Annotated in this window: 20 protein-coding genes; 11 read left to right on the top strand and 9 right to left on the bottom strand. The window is 69.8% G+C overall.

Annotation, left to right across the window (positions count from 1 at the left end; all coding sequences use genetic code 11):
• Window positions 1–29: 29 nt before the first annotated feature.
• From F4X11_03275 to F4X11_03290, 4 genes are all read right to left on the bottom strand, one after another.
• Window positions 30–278 (bottom strand): zinc ribbon domain-containing protein, encoded by a 249-nt coding sequence (locus F4X11_03275; GenBank protein ID MYN64035.1) that lies wholly within the window; start codon window positions 276–278, stop codon window positions 30–32.
• Between the two features lie 105 nt (window positions 279–383).
• Window positions 384–3,305, bottom strand: coding sequence for an FAD-binding protein (locus F4X11_03280; protein ID MYN64036.1), 2,922 nt, complete (start codon window positions 3,303–3,305; stop codon window positions 384–386).
• Complete coding sequence (locus tag F4X11_03285) at window positions 3,298–4,434, bottom strand: DUF429 domain-containing protein (protein MYN64037.1); 1,137 nt, start codon at window positions 4,432–4,434, stop codon at window positions 3,298–3,300. Before F4X11_03285 ends, F4X11_03280 begins: the two co-directional genes overlap by 8 nt.
• 11 nt (window positions 4,435–4,445) lie before the next feature.
• The gene (locus F4X11_03290; protein ID MYN64038.1) at window positions 4,446–4,676 is read right to left on the bottom strand and encodes a DUF4160 domain-containing protein; all 231 of its coding nucleotides are present in this window, start codon (window positions 4,674–4,676) and stop codon (window positions 4,446–4,448) included.
• A 158-nt stretch (window positions 4,677–4,834) separates the two neighbouring features.
• On the opposite strand from F4X11_03290, the gene F4X11_03295 reads away from it, so the two are divergent.
• Window positions 4,835–6,034, top strand: a complete 1,200-nt coding sequence (locus F4X11_03295; GenBank protein ID MYN64039.1) for an aminotransferase class V-fold PLP-dependent enzyme — start codon at window positions 4,835–4,837, stop codon at window positions 6,032–6,034.
• A 181-nt stretch (window positions 6,035–6,215) separates the two neighbouring features.
• Window positions 6,216–6,947, top strand: a complete 732-nt coding sequence (locus F4X11_03300; GenBank protein ID MYN64040.1) for a hypothetical protein — start codon at window positions 6,216–6,218, stop codon at window positions 6,945–6,947.
• Window positions 6,948–6,951: 4 nt separating this feature from the next.
• Here F4X11_03300 and F4X11_03305 read toward each other — a convergent pair whose 3' ends face one another.
• Together F4X11_03305 and F4X11_03310 are read right to left on the bottom strand one after the other, a co-directional pair.
• Window positions 6,952–8,610, bottom strand: coding sequence for a PQQ-dependent dehydrogenase, methanol/ethanol family (locus F4X11_03305; GenBank protein ID MYN64041.1), 1,659 nt, complete (start codon window positions 8,608–8,610; stop codon window positions 6,952–6,954).
• Window positions 8,607–9,902, bottom strand: coding sequence for a c-type cytochrome (locus tag F4X11_03310; protein MYN64042.1), 1,296 nt, complete (start codon window positions 9,900–9,902; stop codon window positions 8,607–8,609). The genes F4X11_03305 and F4X11_03310 overlap by 4 nt, the downstream gene beginning before the upstream one ends.
• Between F4X11_03310 and F4X11_03315 the strand changes: the two genes are divergently transcribed.
• The 7 genes from F4X11_03315 to F4X11_03345 all read left to right on the top strand — a co-directional run bounded on the left by F4X11_03315 (window position 9,538) and on the right by F4X11_03345 (window position 16,983).
• Complete coding sequence (locus tag F4X11_03315; protein MYN64043.1) at window positions 9,538–10,692, top strand: acetamidase; 1,155 nt, start codon at window positions 9,538–9,540, stop codon at window positions 10,690–10,692. The two genes, F4X11_03310 and F4X11_03315, sit on opposite strands and share 365 nt — an antisense overlap.
• 43 nt (window positions 10,693–10,735) lie before the next feature.
• The gene (locus tag F4X11_03320) at window positions 10,736–12,784 is read left to right on the top strand and encodes a hypothetical protein (GenBank protein ID MYN64044.1); all 2,049 of its coding nucleotides are present in this window, start codon (window positions 10,736–10,738) and stop codon (window positions 12,782–12,784) included.
• Between the two features lie 18 nt (window positions 12,785–12,802).
• On the top strand, window positions 12,803–13,576 hold the full coding sequence (locus F4X11_03325; protein MYN64045.1) for a hypothetical protein: 774 nt from the start codon (window positions 12,803–12,805) through the stop codon (window positions 13,574–13,576).
• Between the two features lie 359 nt (window positions 13,577–13,935).
• Complete coding sequence (locus tag F4X11_03330) at window positions 13,936–14,658, top strand: hypothetical protein (protein MYN64046.1); 723 nt, start codon at window positions 13,936–13,938, stop codon at window positions 14,656–14,658.
• Between the two features lie 39 nt (window positions 14,659–14,697).
• Entirely contained in the window at window positions 14,698–15,147 is a 450-nt protein-coding gene (locus F4X11_03335; GenBank protein ID MYN64047.1) for a hypothetical protein, read from the top strand.
• 1 nt (window position 15,148) lies between these two features.
• Complete coding sequence (locus tag F4X11_03340; protein MYN64048.1) at window positions 15,149–16,231, top strand: sensor histidine kinase; 1,083 nt, start codon at window positions 15,149–15,151, stop codon at window positions 16,229–16,231.
• A gap of 17 nt (window positions 16,232–16,248) precedes the next feature.
• Entirely contained in the window at window positions 16,249–16,983 is a 735-nt protein-coding gene (locus tag F4X11_03345; protein MYN64049.1) for a response regulator transcription factor, read from the top strand.
• Window positions 16,984–17,088: 105 nt separating this feature from the next.
• Here F4X11_03345 and F4X11_03350 read toward each other — a convergent pair whose 3' ends face one another.
• Window positions 17,089–18,729, bottom strand: coding sequence for an amidohydrolase family protein (locus tag F4X11_03350; protein MYN64050.1), 1,641 nt, complete (start codon window positions 18,727–18,729; stop codon window positions 17,089–17,091).
• On the opposite strand from F4X11_03350, the gene galE reads away from it, so the two are divergent.
• On the top strand, window positions 18,619–19,599 hold the full coding sequence (gene galE / locus F4X11_03355) for a UDP-glucose 4-epimerase GalE (protein ID MYN64051.1): 981 nt from the start codon (window positions 18,619–18,621) through the stop codon (window positions 19,597–19,599). The genes F4X11_03350 and galE overlap by 111 nt on opposite strands.
• A gap of 12 nt (window positions 19,600–19,611) precedes the next feature.
• Here the strand turns inward: galE and F4X11_03360 are convergent, their stop codons facing one another.
• Entirely contained in the window at window positions 19,612–20,910 is a 1,299-nt protein-coding gene (locus F4X11_03360; GenBank protein MYN64052.1) for an NCS2 family permease, read from the bottom strand.
• A gap of 126 nt (window positions 20,911–21,036) precedes the next feature.
• Window positions 21,037–22,227: an amidohydrolase family protein gene (locus F4X11_03365; GenBank protein ID MYN64053.1), complete on the bottom strand. Its 1,191-nt coding sequence runs from the start codon at window positions 22,225–22,227 to the stop codon at window positions 21,037–21,039.
• 222 nt (window positions 22,228–22,449) lie between these two features.
• On the opposite strand from F4X11_03365, the gene F4X11_03370 reads away from it, so the two are divergent.
• Window positions 22,450–23,043, top strand: coding sequence for a PEGA domain-containing protein (locus F4X11_03370; GenBank protein MYN64054.1), 594 nt, complete (start codon window positions 22,450–22,452; stop codon window positions 23,041–23,043).
• The last annotated feature ends 103 nt before the right edge of the window (window positions 23,044–23,146 follow it).

The following is a 23,146-nucleotide window of genomic DNA, read 5'->3' on the forward strand; positions in this document are numbered from 1 at the left end:
TTCGCGGTGCCGCCGTGCCCGTCGCGTCGTCAGTGATGGTGGTGGTGGATCGCTTCGTGCTCGGCGACCTGCTTGTCCTTGCGGATCTTCGCCGCCTGCTTGCGTGCCGACTTGAGGTTCATCTCCCGCGTGCCGTCGGAGCTGACAGCGAACTGCGAGATCAAGCGCTCGAGATCGCCGCTGGCGCAGGCGGGGCACGCCGGCGGATTGCCCTTCGGGATGACGACGGCCTCGAACTCGTGGTCGCAGGCGCGGCAGCGATACTCGTAGATCGGCATGGATGACGTTCCTCCGGCACCTCATTCTACGCGCATCGCGCCGCGCCGCAACAGTGTCTCCGCAGCCGGCTACCCCGGAAAGAACGCGCGTCGTCAGTCCGGCGGTCAGCGTTCGAGGAGAGACTGCAGCAGCACCGCCGGGTGCTGGGCGTCAACGCCGGTGAAGTCATGGACCTGATGGCGGCACGACGTGCCGGCGGCCACGAGGACCTGCTGTGATTCGAGCGCGCGGGCGGCCGGCAGCAGCCGCCTCTCTCCGATCTGCTGCGAGATGTCGAAGTGCTCGCGCGCGTAGCCGAACGAGCCGGCCATGCCGCAGCACCCGGAGTCGAGATCCGTGACGCGCGCCCCCGGGATGCGCTCGAGGAGCGCCTGGGCCGGGGCGACCAGGCCCAGGGACTTCTGGTGGCAATGGCCGTGCAGCAGAATCTCGTCCGGCCCGGACCGCAGCGCCAGCGTGGCGTCTCCATCCGTGAGACGCCGGCTCAGGTAGTCCTCGAAGAGCACGCACGCGGAGGCCACCTCGCGCGCCCGTTGCTGCGCCTCGCCGCGCAGCAGATCCGGTACGTCGTCCTTGAGAGCGGAAAGGCAGCTCGGCTCCAGCAGCACGATCGGGGTCCCGGCCGCGGCCAGCGGATGCAGGCGGCGCACGACGTTCGCGGCCCGGTCGCGGGCGGCGGCCAGCAGGCCCTGCGAGATGAGGGGCCGGCCGCAGCAGGCGTGCGGCGCCAGGCCGACCGACAGCCCGGCTGCCTCCAGAACGTCCGCCGCCGCCAGTCCGATCTGCGGATCGTAGTAGTTGGTGAACGTGTCGTTGAACAGGACCGCGTCCGGGGCTCCGGACCGCGCGCGGTTTCCGGCCGCGCGTTTCCGCCAGGCCCGGGCCAGCGTGCGCGACGCCCAGCGGGGCAGCGAACGGCGCCGGTCGATGCCGAAGAGCCTCTCGTTGAGCGCCCGTACCCAGTCCCGTTCCAGCCACGGGTTGACGAGCGGCGCCGCGCGACTGGCCAGCGCCGACAGCGTGCGGATGTGCCCGAGGGCGCGGGCCCGCAACGGCGTGCCGTTCCGCCGCCAGTAGTCGGCCAGGAACTCGCTCTTGAAGCGCGCCATATCGACGCCGACGGGGCACTCGGTCTTGCACGCCCGGCATTCCAGGCAGAGGTCGAGCACGTCGTAGACTTCGCGGTCCCCGAGACCGGCGTCGTGGGAACCGCTGCCGTTGCCGAGCGCCCCGTTCATCGCGAGGCGCAGCGTGTTGGCCCGCCCCCGCGTCGAGTGCGCCTCGTCGCGCGTCGCCATGTAGGACGGGCACATCGTGCCGCTGAGGGTCTTGCGGCAGGCGCCGACGCCGCTGCACATCTCCACCGCGCGCCCGAGCCCGCCGTGATCTCCGTGGTCGAAGACGGCGTCGGGGTCCGGCGTCCGGTATTCCGGGCCGTAGCGCAGGTTGGCGGTCAAAGGCGGCGCGTCGACGATCTTGCCCGGGTTGAACAGCCCGTCCGGGTCGAACGTGCGCTTGATGGTACGAAAGGCTTCGTACAGATCCGGGCCGAACATGCGCTCCATGAACGGCCCGCGCACCAGGCCGTCGCCATGCTCGCCGGAGAGGGCGCCGCCGAACTCCAGCACCAGGTCCGCCACCTCGTTCGCAATCGCCTCGAACTGCTGGACGCCGGCCGCCGTCTTCAGGTTGACGACCGGCCGCACGTGCAGGCAGCCGACCGAGGCGTGCGCGTACACGCCGGCCGTCGTGCCGTGCCGCCGGATCACCTCGAGGAACCGCTCGATGAAGTCGCGCAGCCTCTCCGGGGCGACCGCGGTGTCCTCGACGAACGAGATGCTCTTGGCGTCTCCCTTCATCGCCATCGAGAGGCCGAGCGACGACTCGCGCAGCTTCCAGATGCGGGCTTGATCGGCCGGCGCGACGGCGCAGGCCGTATGCCTCGCGATGCCGCGGGCGCGGATGTTCGACTCGAGCCGGTTGAGGCGCGGGCGGAGCTCCTGCGCCGAGTCGCCGTACAGCTCCACGCACAGCAGCGCGCCGCAATCGGTGCCGAGCACGGCGCGCCGCATCGCGTCGAGGGCCGGATTCTCCCGGGCATGGTCGAGGATCGAACGGTCCATCACCTCGACGGCGGACGGATCGTGGGCCAGGATCGCCGGGGTCTCTCCGAGCGCGTCGAGCAGGTCGTCGTACTCGATGGTCAGCACCGCCTTGGCCTTCGGCAGCGGCACCAGCTTGAGACGGGCTTCGAGGATGAGGCCGAGCGTGCCCTCGGAGCCGACGATCAGCTTCGCCAGGTTGAAGGGCGCAGCGGCATTTCCGTTGCCCGCCGGGGCGAACGCGTCGAGGTTGTAGCCGCCCACCCGGCGCAGGATTTTCGGGTACCGCCGGTCGATCTCTTCCACGTGCCGGGCGGCCGTCTCGCGGACGGTGCGGTAGCAGGCGCCCTCGAAGGTGTCCGCCGCGCAGGCCGCTTCCAGCTCCTCGGCCGTGAGCGGCCGCAGGTGGGCGACCGAGCCGTCGGCCAGCGCGACGTGCAGATCGAGCACGTGGTCGATGGTCTTGCCGTAGCGCACCGACCGCGCGCCGCTCGAGTTGTTCGAGATCATGCCGCCGATGGTCGCGCGGCTGGCCGTGGAGATGTCGGGTGCGAACCGCAGGCGGTGCGGCGCGAGCTGCGCGTTCAGCTCGTCGAGCACGATGCCCGGCTCTACGCGCGCCCAGCGCTCCTCGACGTTCACCTCGAGGACCCGGTTGAAGTACTTCGAGGTGTCGATCTGCAGGCCGGCGCCGATCGCCTGTCCGGCCTGGGACGTGCCGCCCCCGCGGGCGGTGACCGAGCAGCCGTGGGCGCGGGCGCACTCGAGGGCCGCCAGCACGTCCTCGCGCGAGCGGACGACCGCCGCCCCGAGTGGCTGGATCTGGTAGACGCTGGCGTCGGTCGAGTACAGCGCGCGGGACACCGCGTCGAAGCGAACCTCGCCGGCGAGCCGCGCTTCGAGATCGGTCCGGAGGTCACCCATGCGGCGCAGTATAAATCGCGCCTCCGGGCAGCGCCGTCCAGATCCAGCCTTCGCGTTCCGCGAGGCATCGATCAATCGGCGGGACGGCGCGTCCCGTGAGAAAGTCCTGTGCGGCCAGTACGCACACGGCCGCGTCCAGCAGGTCGTCGTTGCCGCACAGAGCTTCAACCTGTTCTTGCGGGATCGTCATCCACTCTCGCAGCGCATCCACGATCTCGCGACGTTGCCGGATCTTGTTCGGCGTGTCCGGCTTCTTGTAACTCGGCAATCCGAAGCCTGACGGCTTACGACCGCTCGGGGGGATTCGGTGCGCTATCAGGGTGGCGGCCGGATACACCTCGATCACCGCATGGTCGGTAACGTCGTCAGGATTCCAGGCAAGCGGGATTGCCACGCCAAGATCGTCTCGCAACTTGCCCAGAAGGCGAAGGGCTGCATGAGCCGTTCGGGCAATCTTGTCGGCGCCGACGTCGAGCGGCTTCTTGATGTTGTCCTTGATGAAGAGGTCGGTGGCTCGGCCGAACATGTCGTCGGCCGGCGTGTCTATCGCTGAGCCGGCGGAATGCGATTCGAGCGATGTCCACAACGGTCTCGGCCAACCAAGGGGTGCGTCGATGGCCATCAGTGCGGTGTCTGCGGAGTCGATCAACCATTCCCGCAGGACGAACGGGACGGGTCGATCCTGCCCGCCGACTGTCGCGTCCAGCAGGCTGAGACCATCGTCGTCCTTGATCGCGAGGGCCATGCCAGTTTCGCGATCATTCGTTGAGTAGTCGACACCGATGATCCTGCAACGGGAGCGCGGGTCGTTCCGCCGGCTGCGGCTGCGTTCTTCTCGATCCTTCTCTTCCCAGCATTGGGCCAACTCGATCATTCGCGTTCGCGCATCGGGCCAGTCGTGAAGCGTCGCGGGGTCGAAGTCCGCACCGTTCGGCCAGACGAGGGTGTGTGTATCCGGGTCGATCGTGACCCGCTTGAACATCGTGACGTCGCGAAGCGGGCCGTACAGTTCCCCCCGCAATACGGGCCGGAAATCGATTGTTCGTTGTGTCCCGTCATCGAACCGGATGTCCAGTACGAACGGACCTGCGACGGTGAGCGAAACGACGCGGTAGACGGCGTGGTCCATCCGGTCCTGACTCATCGCAACGGTGCAATTCTGAGCGGCGCCCGGCCGGCCTGCAGGAGCTGCCAGTCGGTCGCCAACTCTTCGCGATGGATCTCGGCCCAGGCTTCGACGAGCCTCTGCTGTGCCCGTGGCAGGTGACCGCCGATCGACTCGACGGGATCGATTCCGAAGACGGCGGTCGAATCCTGGTAGTACGCATGGAAGTGCGGCCGATGGTGCGGTGCGCCCGGCTCGGCGAACATCCTGATGATGATCCCGTAAAACCTCGAAATCTCCGGCATTCGACCACGATCCGCCCGACGGCCCAGGTGTCGTGGCCGCGCGACGCTCCTCTGGCGGAGGATAAATCAGATCGACCCGATTCGCGGAGCAGCCAAGCGGGGTACGCTAGATTAGCGCCATGTCACAAGCGAGCGGACGACACTTCCTGCAGATCCCCGGACCGACCAACGTGCCCGATCGCGTCCTGCGCGCAATGGCGGCGCCGACCATCGACCACCGTGGGCCGGCGTTCCGCGACCTGACTCGCGAGGTGCTTGCCGGCATGGCGGCCGTCGTGCAGACCCGCCACCCGGTGGTGTTGTTCCCCGCTTCGGGGACCGGAGCATGGGAGGCGGCGCTCGCCAACACGCTGTCTCCGGGCGACCGCGTGCTGATGGTCGAGACCGGGCACTTCGCGACGCTCTGGAAGGGCATCGCGACGCGGCTAGGGCTCGACCCGCTGTTCCTGCCGGGCGACTGGCGGTGCGGCGTCGACGCGGCGCAGGTCGGGGCGCGTCTCGCGGAAGACGGCGCCCATGCCGTCAAGGCGGTCTGCGTCGTCCACAACGAGACTTCGACCGGGGTGGCGAGCGACATCTCGGCGGTCCGCCGCGCCATCGACGCCGCGCGGCATCCGGCGCTCCTGCTGGTCGACACGATCTCGTCGCTGGCGTCCATCGACTACCGGCACGACGAGTGGGGCGTCGACGTCACCGTCGGCGCTTCGCAGAAGGGGTTGATGCTGCCCCCCGGCCTCAGCTTCAACGCGGTGGGGGACAAGGCGCTCGCCGCGCATGCCACGGCCCGGCTGCCGCGCAGCTACTGGGACTGGGGACCGATTCTGGCCGCCAACGAGAAGGGCTTCTTCCCCTACACGCCGGCGACGAACCTGCTCTTCGGACTGCGCGAGGCGCTCCGCATGCTCCAGGCGGAGGGGCTGGACAACGTGTTCGCCCGGCACGACCGTCACGCCGAGGCGACCCGTCGCGCGGTGCGGACGTGGGGGCTCGAGCTGCTCTGCGTCAATCCCACGGAGTACAGCTCGTCGCTCACCGCCGTCCTGACGCCCGAGGGCCACGACGCCGGGCGGCTGCTCGACGTCATCCTCGACCGCTTCGACATGGCCCTCGGCGTGGGGCTCGGCATACTCGCCGGCAAGGTGTTCCGCATCGGCCATCTCGGCGATTTCAACGACCTGAGCCTGCTCGGTACGCTGGCGGGCGTCGAGATGGGCCTGACACTGGCCGGAATTCCGCACGAGTCCGGAGGCGTCGGAGCCGCTCTGGCCCACCTCACCGAGTGCGCGCGGACCTCGACGGCCGAGCCCGCACCGGCGTAGCCGGCAAGCAGTTCCGTTACCGTCGCCTTCCCAGAGCGTTCTTGATGGCCGCGAGGGTTGTCATCTCAGCACGCTCGACGGGCAGCCCGCCGGCAACACGACAGGACATCTCCCAGGCTTCGACGACGGGAAGGGTTTCGGCCCGAGTACGCGATAATTGCCACCATCCGGCGGCCGTCGGATGGCAATCCCTGCCATCCGGGTCGCTGGCGGAGGGTGGCGGTCGATGGCTTGGCTCCGAAGCGGTGCTTTCTCCCGAGGGACGGTTGCAGCAGTGCTGGGGGTCGGATTTCTCGTCGTCGTCCCTGGACTGGCGGCAGCGCAGCGCGTCGAGCGGGTCGTCGACGGCGACACGATCATCGTCGGCGGCGTGGGGCGCGTGCGCCTGATTGGCGTGGATACCCCCGAGTCCGTGGATCCGCGGCGGCCGGTCGAGTTTTTCGGCAAGGAAGCCAGCGCCTTCACGCGGAGGCTGGTCGAAGGAAAGCGGGTGCGGCTCGCGTACGACTGGGAGCGCACCGATCGGTACGGGCGGACCCTCGCGTACGTCTACCTGCCGGACGGCACGTTCCTGAACGCGGAGATCATCAGGCAGGGCTACGGCCACGCGTACACGCGGTTCCCGTTCGAGCACCTCGAGCGGTTCCGGCAACTCGAGCGCGAGGCGCGGCAGACTGGCCGCGGCCTCTGGGGCGCCACGCCCGGCGCCGAGCGGCAGGTAGCGTCGGCGGGGCCCTCCCGGCGACCGGCCGCTTCGGATCTCCCGGCGGCCCTCGCGCGCTGGGACGACAACGGTAACGGCCGCATTACGTGCGCCGAGGCCCGGCGCCACGGCATTGCGCCGGTGCCCCGCGGCCATTCGGCGTACCGCTACATGCGGGACGGCGACGGCGACGGCGTCGTCTGCGAGTGATCCGCTATTCCTCCCGCAGGGCGTAGACGAACAGCCCGTTGCCGGCGGCCACCGCCACGTACTGCCGGCCGTCGACCGCGTAGCTGATCGGGCCGTTGGCGATCATCCCGCCGAGCGTCTTCCGCCAGAGCAACTCGCCGTCCCGTGCATCGAAGGCGTGGAAGTAGCCTTCGCGGTTCCCGGTGAAGAGTACGTCGGTGGCGGTCGTCAGGATGCCGCTGCTCGTGACGTCCGTCATCTCGTACTTCCAGGCCTGCTCGCCGGTGGTCGGGTCGATGGCGATGACGGCGCCCGTGCCCGCGGATTCCGTCCAGGTGTTGATGGGGCCGCGCGCCAGGCTGGGAAGCGCGCCGCCGGGAACGGGCGGGGCCGGCCGGCCGCCGAGGAACAGGCGTCCCTCCTCGTACTCGACTTCCTGCGCCTCGAAGACCGAGCCGTAGCCCTCCCAGGCCGACAGGTAGAACAGCCGCGTCGACGGGCTGTAGGACGGCGAGTACCAGTTGGTGCCGCCCTGTACGCCGGGATAGGTGGTGACCCCCGGCTCCTGCGGGATGAAGATCGGCCGCCCGTTGTCGTCGAGCCCCTCCGCCCAGGTCTGCTCGACGAATTCCCGGCCGTTGATGAACTGTCCGGTCTCGCGGTCGAGCACGTAGAAGAAGCCGTTGCGGTTGCCCCAGAGCATCAGCTTCAACGTGCCGCCGTCCTGGGCCGGGAAGTCGGCGAGCACCGGCACCTGCACCGAGTCGTAGTCGTACGGGTCGTTGGGCGTGAACTGGAAGTACCACTCCAGCTCGCCGGTGTCGGGGTCGAGCGCGACCACCGAGTCCGAGTAGAGGTTGTCGCCGGGCCGCTGCGCCGGGTTCCAGTCGGGACCGGGATTGCCGATGCCCCAGTAGATGAGGTCGACGTCGGGGTCGTACGAGCCGGTGATCCAGGCCGAGGCGCCGCCGTAGCGCCAGTCGTCTCCCTCCCACGTGTCGTGGCCTGGCTCGCCCGGGCCGGGGATGGTGTAGAACCGCCACTCTTCCTCGCCGGTCTCGGGGTCGTGGGCGGAGATGAAGCCGCGGATGCCGTACTCGCCGCCGGCGACGCTGACGATCACCTTGTCCTTGACGATGAGCGGGGCGAGGGTCAACGCATAGCCCGCTCCCGGGTCGGCGACGGCGGTCTGCCAGATCGGCCGGCCGCTGACCGCGTCGATGGCGATGAGCTGCGCGTCGATGGTGCCCATGAACAACGTGTCGCCGAGGATCGCCACCCCGCGGTTGACGCGGCCGCAGCAGGGGCGCGATTCCGGCGAGGGGGTGTACTCGTAGCGCCAGAAGACGCGGCCGAGCTCCGCGTCGAGGGCCAGCACGGTGTTGGGCGCCTCGGTGATGTACATGATGCCGTCCACCACGAGCGGCGTCGTCTGGAAGACCTGGAGCGACTGCGCCTGGAAGACCCACTGCAACTCCAGCCGGTCGACGTTGTCGACGGTGACCTGGTCGAGGGTCGAGTGGCGGTTGCTCTCGTAGTTGCCGGAATAGGTGAGCCAGTTGTGCGGCTCGTCGGCGGCGTTGAGCAGCCGTTCGAACGTGACCTGGGCGGCCGCCGGGTGCGGCAGCAGGACGACGAACATGAAGGCGGCGAGCGCGAGGGTCGCGAGCGTCGGGCGGGTCATCGGTTCATCCCCTTCAGGGTGAGGAGGAACGCCAGCACGTCGGCGCGCTCCTGATCGGTCAGTATCTCGGCGTACGAGGGCATCGGCGAGGTCGTGATCACGGTGTACTCGCTCAGGTCGTCCTTGATGAGCGAAACGAGCCGCTCGTTCTCGTCGACGAGCTGCACGGTGTAGGTGTCCTCGTTGAGCCGCCGCCCGGAGTAGACGGTGCCGTCGTTCCCCACCGCGCGGATGCTGCGGTTGCGGGGCAGCATGGCGCTGGTCGGATCGACGAGCGATTCGGCCAGCGAGCCGGCGCTGCGCACGGCGCCGATGTCGGTCAGATCCGGGGCGATGCGCGAACCGTCGCCGCCGATGCGGTGGCAGCTCGCGCAGTCTCCCATGCCGCGGTAGATCGTCTCGCCAGCGGCGGCATCGCCCACCAGCACGTCGTTGGGTTCGAAGTCGCCCATCGTGCGCAGATAGGCCACCAGGCCGGTGAGCTCCGACGCGGTGTAGTCGCCGGGCGGCATCGCCGTGTCGGGGATGCCGTCGCTGATGATGCGCATCAGGTCCTGGTCGGAGCCGGCCGAACGGAACTGGCCCGTGCGGAGGCTCACGCCGTCGACGGCGTCGCCGTCGGGACCGTGGCACGCGACGCAGGTCTCGCCGTAGACCTGCATGCCGTAGTTGATGTCGGCCTGCGCGTACTCGCCCGCGTGCGTCTGCTGGGCCGCAGCGCCGTTCGCGGCCAGCAGTCCGGCCGCCGCCAGCAGCGTCGCGGCACCCCAACCATGTCCACCTCTTTGCACGCCGTTCCTCCTTGAACTGCTGTCCGAACGTTGTCGCGTCCCGACATTGTAGCCGCTCGGGTTGCGGGATACCGGCGCCGGCCCGTTCCCGGCCCGCGCGCATCGAATCGGATGCCGCGGTCCGCCGGCGCGCGCTATGCTGGAGCCCATGCATGCACACAAGCGCTCGCTGTTCGCCGCGTTGCTGGCCGCCGGCATGGTCTGTGTCGGTGCGGGACCTCTGCACGCCCAGGAGGCCGACCCGGACCACGTCGTGCGGTCGACCCCGGAGAATGTCGTCTGGGGCTGGTACCCCATCGACCGCGCGCCGGTGCTGACGATCCAGTCCGGCGACACGGTGCGCATCGACACGCTCAGCCACGCCGGCACGACGCAGGCGGAGGAACCGGTCGAGTATCTGGGCCAGTTCGGTGCGGCGCCGGACGAAGTACTGCAGGATGTGGTCGACTTCTGGCGGACGCGTGCGGATCGGCCGCGCGAGGGACGCAGCGGACACGTCATCACCGGCCCGGTCTACATCGAGGGGGCGGAGCCGGGAGACATGCTCGAGGTGCAGATCCTGTCGTTGCGCACCCGGGCGCCCTTCGGCATCAACAACACGAGCCCCACGAGCGGCGTCTTCGGCTCGGGTTATCCCGGCACCTCACCGGAGGACGAGCCGATGGACATGCCGGCGGTGCGGCACTTCATCCGGACGGGCGATGTCGACGGGCGCGCGGTGGCGTTCTTCGCCGACGGCATCCAGGTGCCGCTGGCGCCGTTCATGGGGGTCATGGCGGTGGCCCCCGAGAACCCGACCGTGGGCCAACCGGGCGTCTCCGTGCCCGGCGTGCAGGCATCGCGGCCGCCCGGGCCGTTCGGCGGGAACCTCGACGTCAAGGATCTGGCCGCGGGCAGCACGCTCTACCTGCCGGTCTTCCACCCGGGCGCGCGCTTCTACGTGGGCGATGGGCATTCGGTGCAGGGCGACGGCGAGGTGAGCGGGACGGCCATCGAGCAATCGCTGAGCGGCGACTTCCGCTTCGTGCTCCACAAGGGCCGGACCATCGACGGGCCCCGCGCGGAGAACGCGACGCACGACATCCTGATGGGAATCGATCTCGATCTCGACCGCGCCCTGCGCAAGGCGGTCGTCGCCACGGTCGACTTCCTCGTCGAGGAGCGGGGCCTGACCGGCCCCCAGGCGTTCTCGCTGGCCAGCATCGCGGTGGACTTTCGCGTCGCCGAGGCGGTCGACCTGACGCAGGTCGTGACGGCGTTCGTCCCGAAGGCGATCTTCCTGGAGCGTTGACGTTGACCGCCACCGGCATCGTCTAGACTTGCACGACGCCTCCATGGGGACCTTCTTCCGGGACGTCTTCCAGACCCGCTACCGCGAGGCCACGGCCAGCGCGATCCTGTTCGCGATCGTGATCGGCGTGGTCATGAACGCGGCGATCACGTACGCCGGACTGAAGATCGGCTTCACCATCACCGGCAGCGCCATCGCCGCGGTGCTCGGCTTCGGCGTCCTGCGCGGCGTGCTGCGGCGCGGCTCCATTCTCGAGACCAACACCGCGCAGACCTGCGCGTCGGCCGTCAACGTTTCCAACTCCGGCATCATCTTCACCGTTCCGGTCCTGTTCCTGCTCGGGCTGCCGCTGGCGGCCGACGGCGCCGACTTCTGGCTGATAACGCTGGCCGCGGTCGGCGGGGCGATCCTCGGCACGGCGTTCATCATCCCGTTGCGCAAGCAGATGATCGAGATCGAGCGCCTGCGATTCCCGTCCGGGACGGGGGTGGCGGCCATCCTCAAGTCGCCGGGCGCCGGCCCGCGCAAGGCGGTCGTGCTGCTTGCCGGCATCGGCGCCGGCGCGGCCGTGTACTGGTTCGTTGCGGCCGAGCAACTCGGGCTGCCCAGCTACGGCTCGCTCGGCATCGACGTGCTGACGGCCGGCGCGCTGGACGCCGGCCGGCTGCTGAGCTTCCCGCCGCAAGTCGAGTTGATCTTCGGGATCGCGCCGTTCGCCCTCGGCGCCGGGTACATCACCGGTCGTCCCGGCCTGTTCGTGCTGGCGGGCGGCATTCTCGCCTATCACGTGCTGACGCCTTTCGCCTTCGCCATGGGCTGGATGCCGGCGTCCGTAGCCGCCCACGAGGCGCCCGCCTACGGCTTCGGCGCCTTCAACCGGCCGCTCGGCATCGGCCTGCTGTTGGGCGGGGCGATGATGGGCATGGTCATGTCGTTGCCGGCGGTCCGGGCCGCGCTGAGGAGCGTGGCGGCGGCCGGGAGGGTGCGGGGCGGCGGCGACGAGCTCGGCCTGCCGGTGCTGGTGACGGCTGCCATCCTGGCCGGCATCCTGCTGTTCGCGGCGGCCTACGTGGTGGGGGAGAAGCCGTTCAACCGCACCTGTCCGGTCACCGGCCAATGGGTGGGCGCCGTGTCCGTCGCGGACATCCCGGGCGACCTGTCGGAAGACGAACGCCGGGCGGCGGCAAACGTGCTCAACGCCGAGGTCGACGCTCTGATCACCGCCACGCGTTCCCACGGCGGGTACGTCATTCGCTTCTCGAGCGAGCAGGCGGCTCGGACCTGGGACGGCTACGAGACCGCCCGCAAGGACGACTACCTGCTGAGCAACAACGCCCGGCCGGGCTGGCTGGCGGGATTCCCGCCGCTGCTGCGCGCGGCGGCCATCGCGCTCGTCGGGGTGGCGTGGATCTGGCTGGCCGGCATCATCATCGCGCAGTGCACCGGCATGACCGACTGGTCGCCGATCTCGGGCATGGCGCTGCTGACCGTGGTGCTCGTCATGTTGCTCGGCGGCACGGGGGCGGTGGTCGGCGCCGTGCTGATCGGGGCCGCGTTGTGCGTCGCCATCACATTGGCCGCCGACATGATGGCCGACCTGCGCACCGGCCACCTGGTGGGCGCGCAGCCGCGGCGGCAGCAGGTGCTGGAACTGCTGGTCGTGGGCATCGGGCCGCTCGTGTCGATGCTGGTCGTGCTGCTGATCGCCGAAGCGAATCGCCAGAGCTTCGGCGTGGCGTTCGGCCCGGAGACCCCCACGACGGCGCCGCAGGCGCAGGCGCTGCAGGCGGTCATCACCGGCGTGCAGGGCGGCGAGATGCCGTACGCGCTGTACGGCCTCGGCGCGCTGCTGGGGGCGCTGCTCGGCCTGAGCACGTTCAGCGGTCTCGGCGTGCTGGTCGGCCTCAGCATGTACCTGCCGTTCGCCGCCATCGCCACCTACGGCGTCGGCTGCGTCGTCAACATGCTGGTGGCGCGCTGGAAGGGTCGGGTGTGGGCGGAGGACTGGGGTGTCCCGTTCGCCGCGGGCCTGATTGTGGGCGAGTCGCTGCTCGCGATGACCGTCAACATGATCGTCCTGGCGACCGGCTGACGAGCTGAGGAGACTGCAGTGCGCACGTTCGGGTATCTGGTCATCGGCGTGAGCCTCGTGCTGGGCGCCGTCGCGGCGACCACGGCGTACGTCCCGCCCCTCACCGCGGACGATTCCGCGCTCGCCACAGGGAGCGGCTACGCGCATCTGAATGCACCGGCGGGCGTGCAGCGCGACGCGGCGGGCGGGTTCGTGCTGTCGGCCGCCGGCGCGCGCGTTCCGCTGGCGCCAACCGGCACGGAACTGACGCCGGACGTGCAGGCGCGCCTGCGCGCGGCGGGCGTGCAGCGCGTGCGCGTCCGGGAGTTCGCCTTCGCACGCTGGCAGCACGCCTGGCTCTTCGTGCTGGCGGTGGCCGGGCTGGTCGCGGGCAGCGTGCTGGTCAGGCGGGATACGGCGCGGGCGCAGCGGTCGCGCCAGGTCGATGAGAAGCGGCAGCCGCAGGACGCCCCGCAGGCGGCGCTGGCGGAAATCGTCGCTGCCGCCCGCGGGCTCCAGCGCGATCTGTCGGCGCTCGGGGCCGATGCCGACCGGACGCGCGCCATCATCGAGCGCGTAGGCCACGTTCAGTCCGTGCTGGCGCTGCAGGTGGTGGAAGGCCGGGACACGCTCGTAGGCAAGCTGGGCATGGCGCGCTACGCGGAGCTGATGGATGCATTCAGCCGCCTGGAACGGACGTTGAACCGCGCCTGGTCGGCGGCCGCGGACGGCGTGCTCGACGAAGCGCTGCGCTGCATCGACGAAGCGGTAGCGCTGGCTCCGGCGGTCGAGCAAAAGCTCGGCGGCAGGTGACTCGAATCCCGATCCCGCTTCCGGACGAACGCAGCACACTACCCGCCGCCGGACCCCGGTCCTTGCTCCGGCGGACCGGGAGCTCGCCGCGACCGTTCCCGACCGCGCGGCCGTCAGCACGGGGAACGCGAACGCCAGCCTGACGGCGGGTTCCCCGTTCAACTCGGGGTCGTAGGAGCCGCTCACCCACGTGGCCGATCCGCCGGTGCGCCGCGAGTCTCCCGACCAGGTCTTCGCTGCGGTTCGAGCACGGCGCGTCGCCGTTCACCGGCGCGGAGCCGCCGTTCGCCGATTGGTCCTGGCGCCCGCGCCGACCGGCCGTCAGACTGCATGTCCACGATCATTCAGGGAGGCATGGATTGACGGACACCATCGCGGGCAACGACGAAGGCCAGGTTCACCGACGGCAGTCCCCACGCAGGCTCGGCCCCCTCGCGCCCGGGCTGCTGGTCATCACGCTCGGCGTCGTGTTCCTGCTGGACAACCTGGGTTTCGTCCGGCCCTGGCAGGTTCTCCGGTTCTGGCCGGTGATCCTGATCGCGGCCGGCGTGAAGTATCTGTGGGAGGCGCGCGACCGCGGCGCCGCCGTCAGCGGCACGCTGCTGGCGTCCGCCGGCGGCCTGCTGCTGCTGGACAACCTGTACGTGATCGACGTCGACCTCTGGGACCTCTGGCCGCTCATCCTGGTGGCGATCGGGTTCCGGATGCTATCGCACGCCAGGTCGGTTCCGGACGCGGCGGACGAATCGACCGAGTCGACCGAGAGATGTTCCGCGTTCCTCGGCAGCGTGGAGCGCCGGAACCGCTCGTTGGATTTCCGGGGCGGCTGGGCGTCGGCGTGCATGGGCGGCGTCAAGCTCGACCTCACCGGGGCGGACATGGCCGCGGATCGGGCGGTGCTCCAGATTTCCGCGCTGATGGGAGGCGTGGAGATTCGCATTCCGGAGGATTGGGCGACGGAGCTCAGGGTCACGCCGATCATGGGTGGGGTCGAGGACAAGACGCGGGGACCGGCCGCGGCGACGAAGCGACTCGTGCTGCGGGGAACGGTCCTGATGGGCGGGGTCGAGATCAGGAACTGAACGTCGTGGCGGGTCCGGGTGACGACGAGGAAGAAGACGATGACCAGAGGTCCCTATGTTGGGCGCGGAATGCTCGGAATCGTGGCGATCATGGTGCTTGGCGTCGTGATCGCCGAGTCGGATGCCACACGGGACTCGACGGGGGGCGAGGACGCGTCCCGGCTCGACAGCGGGGCGTTCCTGGGCTCGGTCGAACACCGGAATCTGTCGGCGGCGTTTCTCGGAGGTGAGGCCGCTGCCGTGATGGGGCGGCTGGAGGTCGACCTGCGCGGCGCGGCGATGGCGGGCGAGGAGGTCGTCATCGAGGTGGACGTGGTCATGGGACGCGTCGAGATCCTCGTGCCGGACGACTGGAGAGTCGTCTCCGAGGTGGAGGCGGTTCTCGGTGCGGCCGACGTCCACACCTCCCGGCGGGAGGCGGCCGCCGGCGCGCCGCGGCTCGTCGTTCGCGGGGGGGTGTTGATGGGCCGGCTGTACGTCGGGGATTGACGTGCACCCGATTCTCGCCTCCGGCCAGCGGCGCCTTCTCTATCTGGCTTCGTGGGTGCTGCTCGGTCTGCTGTTCGCGGTCGCGTGGTCCGCGGCAGGCCCGGGGGCTCGCTTTCCGGGGGCGCTCGCGGTCGTGGTGCCGCCGAGCGTGTTCTACGGGTTCGTGTGCCTCTCGGCCTGGTACGTCTGCCGGGCCACGCCCCTTGCGGCCCGGTCCGCGGGTCGGATTCTCGGCACCCACGCGGGAGCCGCCGTCGTGGCGACGGCACTGTGGATGTTCGTCTGGGAGGGCTGGTTGCGCGTGCTGGTCGGGTCGCCGGCGTTCGATGCCGGCGTGCTCGACGCCTACCGTGCCCGGTCGGTCGTCCTGCCGGCCGCGGGCGTGCTGCTGTTCTGGTTCTCCGGCATGTTGCACTACCTGCTGATCGCCTTCGAAACGGCGCGGCGGGCGGAAGCGCGCGAGCTGGGCTACGAGGTGCTGGCGCGCGAGGCCGAGCTCAAGGCGCTGCGGGCCCAGATCGATCCGCACTTCCTCTTCAACAGCCTCCAGTCGCTCAGCGCGCTCACCTCGACCGATTCCGCCGGCGCGCGGCGCATGTGCCTGCTGTTGGCCGATTTCTTCCGGAGCAGCGTACGCCTCGGCGCGCGGGACCGGATACTGCTCGAACAGGAAATGGACATGGTCCGGGCGTATCTGGACATCGAAAAGGTGCGTTTCGGTGCGCGTCTGGCCGCCGACGTCGTACTGGAACCTGGATGCGGGGGTTGCGCGATTCCGCCGTTGGTCCTCCAGCCGCTGGTCGAGAACGCTGTGCGCCACGGCATCCACTCCCTGGTCGACGGCGGCGTCGTGGCGGTGACGGCGCGGTGCGATGCGCGGTTCGTATACCTGCGCGTCCGGAATCCGGTCGACACGGAAGCCGCGCCGCGGGCCGGTGCGGGGGTCGGACTCGACAACGTGAAGCGCCGGCTCGCCGCCGCTTTCGGCGGCGGGAGCGAGACCCGCTGGCGGCTCGAGAACGACTTGTTCCTGGTGGATATCCGCATTCCGCGGGAGGACGGGGTTCGGGAGCGAACGGCATGACGGCCCAGCCGCGGCGTATCCGGGCGGTGGTGGTGGACGACGAGGCGCTGTCGCGCGCCCTGATTCTGGAGTACCTCGCCGAGCACCCGGACGTGGAAGTGGTCGGTGAATGCGCCAACGGGTTCGAGGCGGTCCGGGCGGTCACCGAACTCGGGCCCGACCTGCTCTTTCTCGACGTGCAGATGCCGAAGCTGGACGGGTTCGAGGTGCTCGAGCTCGTCGGCGCGGACGTCGACGTGATCTTCGTGACCGCTTACGACACCTACGCGCTGCGGGCCTTCGAGGTACACGCCGTCGACTACCTGCTGAAGCCGTTCGCCGCCGCGCGCTTCGCCGAGGCGCTCGACGAGGCCCGGGCGAGGCTCGCACGCGCGGAGCGGGCGCCGGTCTCCCGGGTGGTGGCCGGCGCGCGGCCGGAAGGCGCCCGCCGCGAACGCATCCTGATCCGCTCGGGCGCGCAGGTGGAGGTCGTTCCGGTAGGACGCATCGACTACATCCTGGCCCGGGACGACTACGTCGGGGTCGTCGTCGGCGGACGGGAACTGCTGAAGCAGCAGACGTTGGCGGACCTGGCGGGTCAACTGGATCCGGAACGCTTCGTGCGTATCCACCGCTCGTGCGTCCTCAACCTCGATCGGCTGGCGCGGCTGGAGGCGGCCACCCGGCAGAGCACCGTCGCCGTGCTGAAGGACGGCACGCAACTGCCTGTCAGCCGGAGCGGCAACGCCAGGCTGAACGAGCTGCTCCGGTAGGTAGGAGTCTGCGCCGTAGAAGCGGCGTAGACCTTCCGCCAAGCCCGGTTGGGCGGCAAGCGCCGCAGGCGATTTTTCTCGGGAGAGTCTCCGTGGGCTGCGATGCTACGGCGCCGTCCAGCCGGCCCGCAGCGCTGTGCGGTCCACTGCCGACCCGCCGAGGTAGACGTCCGCGATGCGTCGCGTGTTCGTGATGTCGTCCAGCGGGTTCGCGTCGAGCACGATGAAGTCGGCGCGGGCGCCGGGTGTCAGGCGGCCCGAGTCGTCGAGTCCCAGGCGGTCCGCCGAGCGGCTGGTCGCGGTTGCGATGGCGTCCATCGGGTTCAACCCGGCCACCACCATCAGCTCCAGCTCCCGGTGCGCCGAGAAGCCGTAGAAGTGATCCTGGACGCCGGAATCCGAGCCGAGGACGAGCTCCGCGCCGGCGGCGTGGAGCTTCGCGAGGCTGCGTTCCATCTGTTCGTACGAGCGTGCGGCCCGCTCCGCCGCGTCCGCGGCGCGGCTCGCGAAGGTGTCGGTCGCGCGCGCGAGCACGGCGGGCGCCACCGTCTCCGTGAGGATCGGCGTTGCGAGCCACGGCGGCGGCGCCGTATGCCGGCCGCGCTCCGAGATGCCGATGTTCGGCATCACGAAGACGTCGTTCTCGACGATGGCCGCCACGAGTGCGTCGTCCATCTCCCGGTCGCGGACCAGGTGGGCGAAGCCGTCGACGCCGGCCGCCACCAGCTCCTCGGCGTCGTCGTGGTAGAAGACGTGGGCGATCACGTCCAGGCCGTGACCATGCGCCTCGTCGATGATCGCCCGGTAGAGGTCCGGCTCGAGCTTCTCGACCGAGCCGCCCCGGTCGTCGACCCAGATCTTGACGAACGCCACGCCCTGGGCCGCGAGCCTCTGTACTTGGCGCCGGCCTTCTTCCTGGCTCGTGACCCCGTAGGCGGAAGGCCGCAGCGCCGCCGCGCCGGGACCGGCGTTGGGCCGCGCCAGCCCGCGTCCCGCGGTGAAGAGGCGGGCGCCGCCGAGCGTCCCTGCCTCCTGATCGCGCCGGATCTCGCTCCACGCGTCGCCGGCGTCGGTGCCGAGCGAGACGATCACTCCGACGCCGTAGTACGCATACCGATTCAGGTGGTCGACGATGTTCTCCCGGGTGTAGTTCGCGGCGTCGTAGGTGAGCCCCCGCTGGAACCCGACGTGGCCGTGCAGGTTGACCAGCGCCGGCATCACGGTCCTGCCGGTCAGGTCGACCACCGTGGCGCCGGGCGGCGACTCGACCTCGTCCTGCGGTCCGACGGCGGCGACGGCGCCGTCGTCGATCACGAGCCGCGCCGCATCGATCGCGGGCGTTCCCGTGCCGTCGACGAGCCGTGCGCCGTCGTAGACGACGGCGGAGCTCGCCGCCGAGGGTTCCGGAGACCCACCCGCGCAACCGGCCGAGGCAACCGTGCACGCAACGGCGGCGAGCAGGGTCAGGCCGACGATTCGGTGGCGCGGCGCTCGACGACCTCGAACCTGAGCCTCGTGCATGACCGATCTCCCCGGTGGCGGATCGTTGCGGTGTGCCGCCACGCTCATGGATAATACCGATTCCCGCGCCTGCTCCGTCCGCGGACGCTTGCAACGATTGGCCTCGACGATTCCATGACGGTTCTCGTGACCGGCGCGGCCGGATACATCGGTAGCGTGGTGGCCGAGCGTCTGCTCGAGCACGGGCACGCGGTGGCAGCGCTCGACGACCTCTCGCAGGGGCATCGCGCGGTCGTGCCCGCGGAGGCCGGGTTTTTCGAGGGCGACCTGCGCGACCGCGCCCGGCTCGCCCAGGTGATGTTGGCCGTGCGACCGGACGCCGTGGCGCACCTGGCGGCGGAGGCGCTGGTCGGCGAGTCGATGACCGAGCCGGCGAAGTTCTTCGAGGTCAACGTCACCGGAGGACTCAACCTGCTGGACGCGATGCGCGCCGCCGGCGTGCGCCGTCTCGTCTTTTCGTCGACCGCGGCGGTCTACGGCGAGCCAGAAGAGATTCCGATCCGCGAGGACGCGCCGCTGCGGCCGGTGAATGCCTATGGCGCCTCGAAGCTGGCGTTCGAGCGGGCGCTGCCGTGGTACGCGTCGGCCTATGGCCTGCGCCACGTTTCTCTCCGTTACTTCAATGCCTGCGGGGCGACGGTGGAGCGGGGCGAGCACCACGTGCCGGAGACCCACCTGATCGCGATCCTGCTGGAGGTCGCGCTCGGCCTGCGCCCCGAGATCCGGCTATTCGGCAGCGACTACGACACGCCGGACGGCACCTGCATCCGCGACTACGTGCACGTCGGCGACATCGCGGACGCGCACCTGCTGGCCCTCGACCGCATCGACCGGATCGAATCGGGAGCTTTCAATCTCGGCAACGGGGCCGGCTTTTCCAACCGGGAGGTGGTGGAGGCGGCGCGCCGCGTCACCGGCCACCCCATTCCCGCGGTCGCAACCGAACGGAGGGCCGGAGATCCGGCGCGGTTGGTGGCGAGCGCCGACCAGGCGCGCGAGGTGCTCGACTGGTCGCCGCGCTACCGGACGCTCGACGAGATGATCGCGACCGCCTGGGCGTGGCGGGAGGATCGGTTGCACCCGTACGCCGGCTGACGCCCCGGCCGTCTACAGCCAGGCGAACTTGATGGCGAAGAGCAGCGCCACCGCGATGAGCGTCGGCGAGCACTCGTGCCGGCGGCCCGCCATCACCTTGATCAGCACGTAGGTCAGGAAGCCGAGCCCGATGCCGTCGGCGATGGAGAACGTCAACGGGATGGCGATGACGGTCATGATCGCGGCCGCGGACTCGGTGACGTCGCTCCAGTCGATGTCCACGAGCGGGCGCGCCATCAGGCACGCCACGTAGAGGATCGCCGCCGCCGTCGCGTAGGGCGGGATCGATCCGGCCAGCGGCGCGAAGAACAGGCAGGCGAGGAACAGCAGGGACACGACGACCGCGGTCAGCCCCGTTCTCCCACCCGCGCTGGCCCCGGCGGCGCTCTCGATGTAGCTCGTCACCGGCGACGTGCCGAGCAGGGCACCCCCCACCGTGCCCGTGGAGTCGGCGATCAGCGCCGGCTGCATGCGCGGAAGCTGTCCGCGGTTGTCCAGAAGCCGGGCCTGGTGCGCAACGCCGATCAGCGTGCCCGTGGTGTCGAACAGATCGACGATCAGGAAGGTGAGAATCACCGCGACCATGCCCGCCTGCAGCGCGCCGGCGATGTCGAGGGCCAGCAGCGTCGGCGTCGGGTCCGGCGGCAGCGAGGCGATGCCCTGCCACTCGGAGACGCCCAGGACGAGGCCAGCGACGGCGACGCCCAGCATGCCGATGAGCGCGGCCCCCGGCACCCGTCGCGCTGCAAGGGCCACGATGGCGCAGAAGCCGAGCAGGGACAGCACCGGCCCCGGCGCCAACAGCTCGCCGGCGGTGACCAGTGTCGCCTCGCTGGCCTGGATGATGCCGGCGTTGCGCAGCGCGATGATGCCCAGGAACAGCCCGATTCCGGCCGCGATGGCCAGCTTCAGGCCCTGCGGGATCGCCTCGATGATCCAGCGTCGCACCGGCAGCACGCTCAGGACGAGGAAGAGCACGCCGGCGACGAAGACCGTGCCGAGCGCCACCTCCCAAGAGTGACCCATGCCGAGCACCACGCCGTAGGCAAAGAACGCGTTGAGCCCCATCCCCGGCGCCAGCGCGATCGGATAGTTGGCGTACAACCCCATGACCAGCGTGCTGAACGCCGCCGCGAGACACGTGGCGACGAACACCGCGTCGAACGGCATGCCCGCGTCCGAGAGGATCTGCGGGTTGACGAAGGCGATGTAGGCCATCGTCAGGAACGTCGTCGCGCCCGCCGTCACCTCCGTCCGCACGTCGGTGCCGCGCTCCGCCAGTCCGAAGAAGCGTTCGAGAGTTGCAGTCATTGGTTCCTCTCGTGGATTCCGATGTTCTCGCGGTGCCACGCGCATCCGCCGTACCCGCCCGCGTCGGCCTCCTGCGCGCCGCGCGGCCGGTTCCGGTTGCTCTGCCGAAGAGTCGCGCGTCCGGACTCACCCGGAGCAGATCGGGGGCGCGTGGTACTCCAGACCCAGCAGTCGGAAGTAGCTGCCACCCAGGGCGATGTTCCGGAAGGCGTCGTCGTCCAGGTGGCGGTGGATGCGGCCCGTGACCTCCAGCTCCTCCCGATAGACGTCCAGGTCCTTGTCGCGCGACGCCAGGAAGTCCGTGCCCGGGAGGATCCGCTCCGAGAACGCGTTCAGGAACGGCACGTACGCCGCCCGACCCTCCGGCGTCGAGAAGTAGGCATCGTCGATCACCCGCCACGCGATGTCCAGCATCAGGTTGGGATGGCGCTCCAGCATCGACGTCATCAGGGCGATGTGGCGATGCGGGTCCATGGTGGTCAGCTCCCGCGACAGCCCCATGTGGACCCATACGATCGCGTTGTCGGGATACTGGCGCAGCACCGCCTCCATCAGCGGAAGGTAGCGGGTCGGCTCGTCGTCGCTTCCGAGATCCGAGTGGATCGCGAGCGGGATGCCGCGCTCGCGCAGCGCTTCCATGAAGCCGGTCCACCCGGCGATGGCTTCCATGGGGACCGGCTCGTGGCCGTTGTCGTACAGCGCCTGCTTGACCAGGTTGACCTCGCCCATCCAGCGGAAGAGGCCCGGGTACTCGGCGTCGAAGAGCTCCATCCCGGCAAGAATCGAGTCGGGATCCGCCAGGTCCGGGAACGTCATGGCGAGCGTCAGGTGCAGGCTGTCCGGCGTCTTCGTGACGACATTGGCGGCGTTGACGAAGTCGTTCTTCAGCGTCGGCGTCACCGGCGTGCCGGGGCAGTCCAGGTAGTAGGTGCAGGAGGACGACGCCGGCAGCATCTGGCCGATGCCGTAGACGTTGGCGAACAGAACCCCGGTAGCCTCGAAGTACCCCAGAATCTCCTCGAACGGGACGGCGGGCCCGCCGAACGGCCGGAAGTGGACGTGGGTGTCGACAACCGCGGTGTGGGGCTGTGCGGACCGGTCGTAGCAGGGCGGGTTCTCAGTCCGAAAGGAGTCGAGCGTCAACTCGGCCGCATTGGCTGGAGCTCCGGGCTGTACAAGTTCACGCGCGCCGGACGCGAGGGTGATGGTTCCCGGCGACGGGCCTGCAATACCGACGCCGACCGAGGCAAGGAGGACAGACGCCACGAGCGGCAGGCAACGCGTGAACTGCCGACGGTTGGTCCGGTCAAGACGCATCGGGCACCCGTGTCCGCTTCACCCACGCAGAATAGCGTGTTTGCGGCCTCGATCGCCATAACGCCGGCGCGCCGGCCCACCATCCCAACCTCTGGGCTGCGCACGACCGCGTAGGTTCACCCATCCGCCAAGCCCGCAGCGAGCATATGACACTTGTCATGTCCTTTCTGTGACGTTTCGCACTAGCGGGGTGATCGGCCTCGTCTGTAGCATCTGCACAACATGCAGGCCGGTCGCACAGACAGTAGAGGCGTGCCGGACGGGCCTGGAGTCGTGACGGATGAACGGCATGGAGGTACAGAAATGGCAATCCACGGGACTGGAAGGGGTCGTTCCTTGCTTGTGGCGGCCGCAGTCGCCGCAGCGGTCGGGTCCGGTTGCGCCACGATGAACAAGGGCTTCGAGCAGAGGGTGTCCGTGGCGTCGGATCCTCCGGGAGCGGCGGTCTCCGTCGACGGCGCACCTGCGGGCGAAACGCCCGTGACGGTTTCTCTGGGAAACCGCTGGTGGGGCCAGGGCGGCCGCGAGGCAGTGATTCGGTTGGAGAAGGATGGTTTCCGCACGTCAGAGATTCGGGTAGAGCCGCAAGTCAGCAGCTGGGTCTGGGGGAACCTCGTGCTGGCGGCGGTCTCGGGAGCCCTTGCGGCTGCGTACTCGAACGATGCCCGTGACTGGTCTCCCGGGAAGGTGGCCGCCGGCACGCTGCTCTGGACTGTCGGTGTCGATCTGGTGGGCGGCGCCGGTTTCCGCCTGCCCGGTGCGGTTCGGCCCACGCTTGCGCCGTCACGGTTCCCGGTTGGCGAAGGAGTTCGCTAGTTGGGAAGCTCGAGTCGCGGTTCGACGACGGCGTCGGCTGGAGGGCACACCAATGCGTGACTACGGAGAGTTGGCGCCTCGGTTCGACCTCGACGACGCGGAA

It is taken from the genome of Acidobacteriota bacterium, assembly GCA_009861545.1.
Taxonomy (GTDB): domain Bacteria; phylum Acidobacteriota; class Vicinamibacteria; order Vicinamibacterales; family UBA8438; genus WTFV01.

Bases quoted from the DNA above. Each gene is read 5' to 3' on its own strand.
- F4X11_03275 (MYN64035.1), bottom strand. From the start codon at position 278: ATGCCGATCTACGAGTATCGCTGCCGCGCCTGCGACCACGAGTTCGAG.
- F4X11_03280 (MYN64036.1), bottom strand. From the start codon at position 3,305: ATGGGTGACCTCCGGACCGATCTCGAAGCGCGGCTCGCCGGCGAGGTT.
- F4X11_03285 (MYN64037.1), bottom strand. From the start codon at position 4,434: ATGGACCACGCCGTCTACCGCGTCGTTTCGCTCACCGTCGCAGGTCCG.
- F4X11_03290 (MYN64038.1), bottom strand. From the start codon at position 4,676: ATGTTCGCCGAGCCGGGCGCACCGCACCATCGGCCGCACTTCCATGCG.
- F4X11_03295 (MYN64039.1), top strand. From the start codon at position 4,835: ATGTCACAAGCGAGCGGACGACACTTCCTGCAGATCCCCGGACCGACC.
- F4X11_03300 (MYN64040.1), top strand. From the start codon at position 6,216: ATGGCAATCCCTGCCATCCGGGTCGCTGGCGGAGGGTGGCGGTCGATG.
- F4X11_03305 (MYN64041.1), bottom strand. From the start codon at position 8,610: ATGACCCGCCCGACGCTCGCGACCCTCGCGCTCGCCGCCTTCATGTTC.
- F4X11_03315 (MYN64043.1), top strand. From the start codon at position 9,538: ATGCTGGAGCCCATGCATGCACACAAGCGCTCGCTGTTCGCCGCGTTG.
- F4X11_03310 (MYN64042.1), bottom strand. From the start codon at position 9,902: ATGACGTGTCCGCTGCGTCCCTCGCGCGGCCGATCCGCACGCGTCCGC.
- F4X11_03320 (MYN64044.1), top strand. From the start codon at position 10,736: ATGGGGACCTTCTTCCGGGACGTCTTCCAGACCCGCTACCGCGAGGCC.
- F4X11_03335 (MYN64047.1), top strand. From the start codon at position 14,698: ATGACCAGAGGTCCCTATGTTGGGCGCGGAATGCTCGGAATCGTGGCG.
- galE (MYN64051.1), top strand. From the start codon at position 18,619: ATGACGGTTCTCGTGACCGGCGCGGCCGGATACATCGGTAGCGTGGTG.
- F4X11_03350 (MYN64050.1), bottom strand. From the start codon at position 18,729: ATGCCCCTGCGAGAGGTCGTCGAGCGCTGCCACCGCGTGCCCGTGCTC.
- F4X11_03360 (MYN64052.1), bottom strand. From the start codon at position 20,910: ATGACTGCAACTCTCGAACGCTTCTTCGGACTGGCGGAGCGCGGCACC.
- F4X11_03365 (MYN64053.1), bottom strand. From the start codon at position 22,227: ATGCGTCTTGACCGGACCAACCGTCGGCAGTTCACGCGTTGCCTGCCG.
- F4X11_03370 (MYN64054.1), top strand. From the start codon at position 22,450: ATGCAGGCCGGTCGCACAGACAGTAGAGGCGTGCCGGACGGGCCTGGA.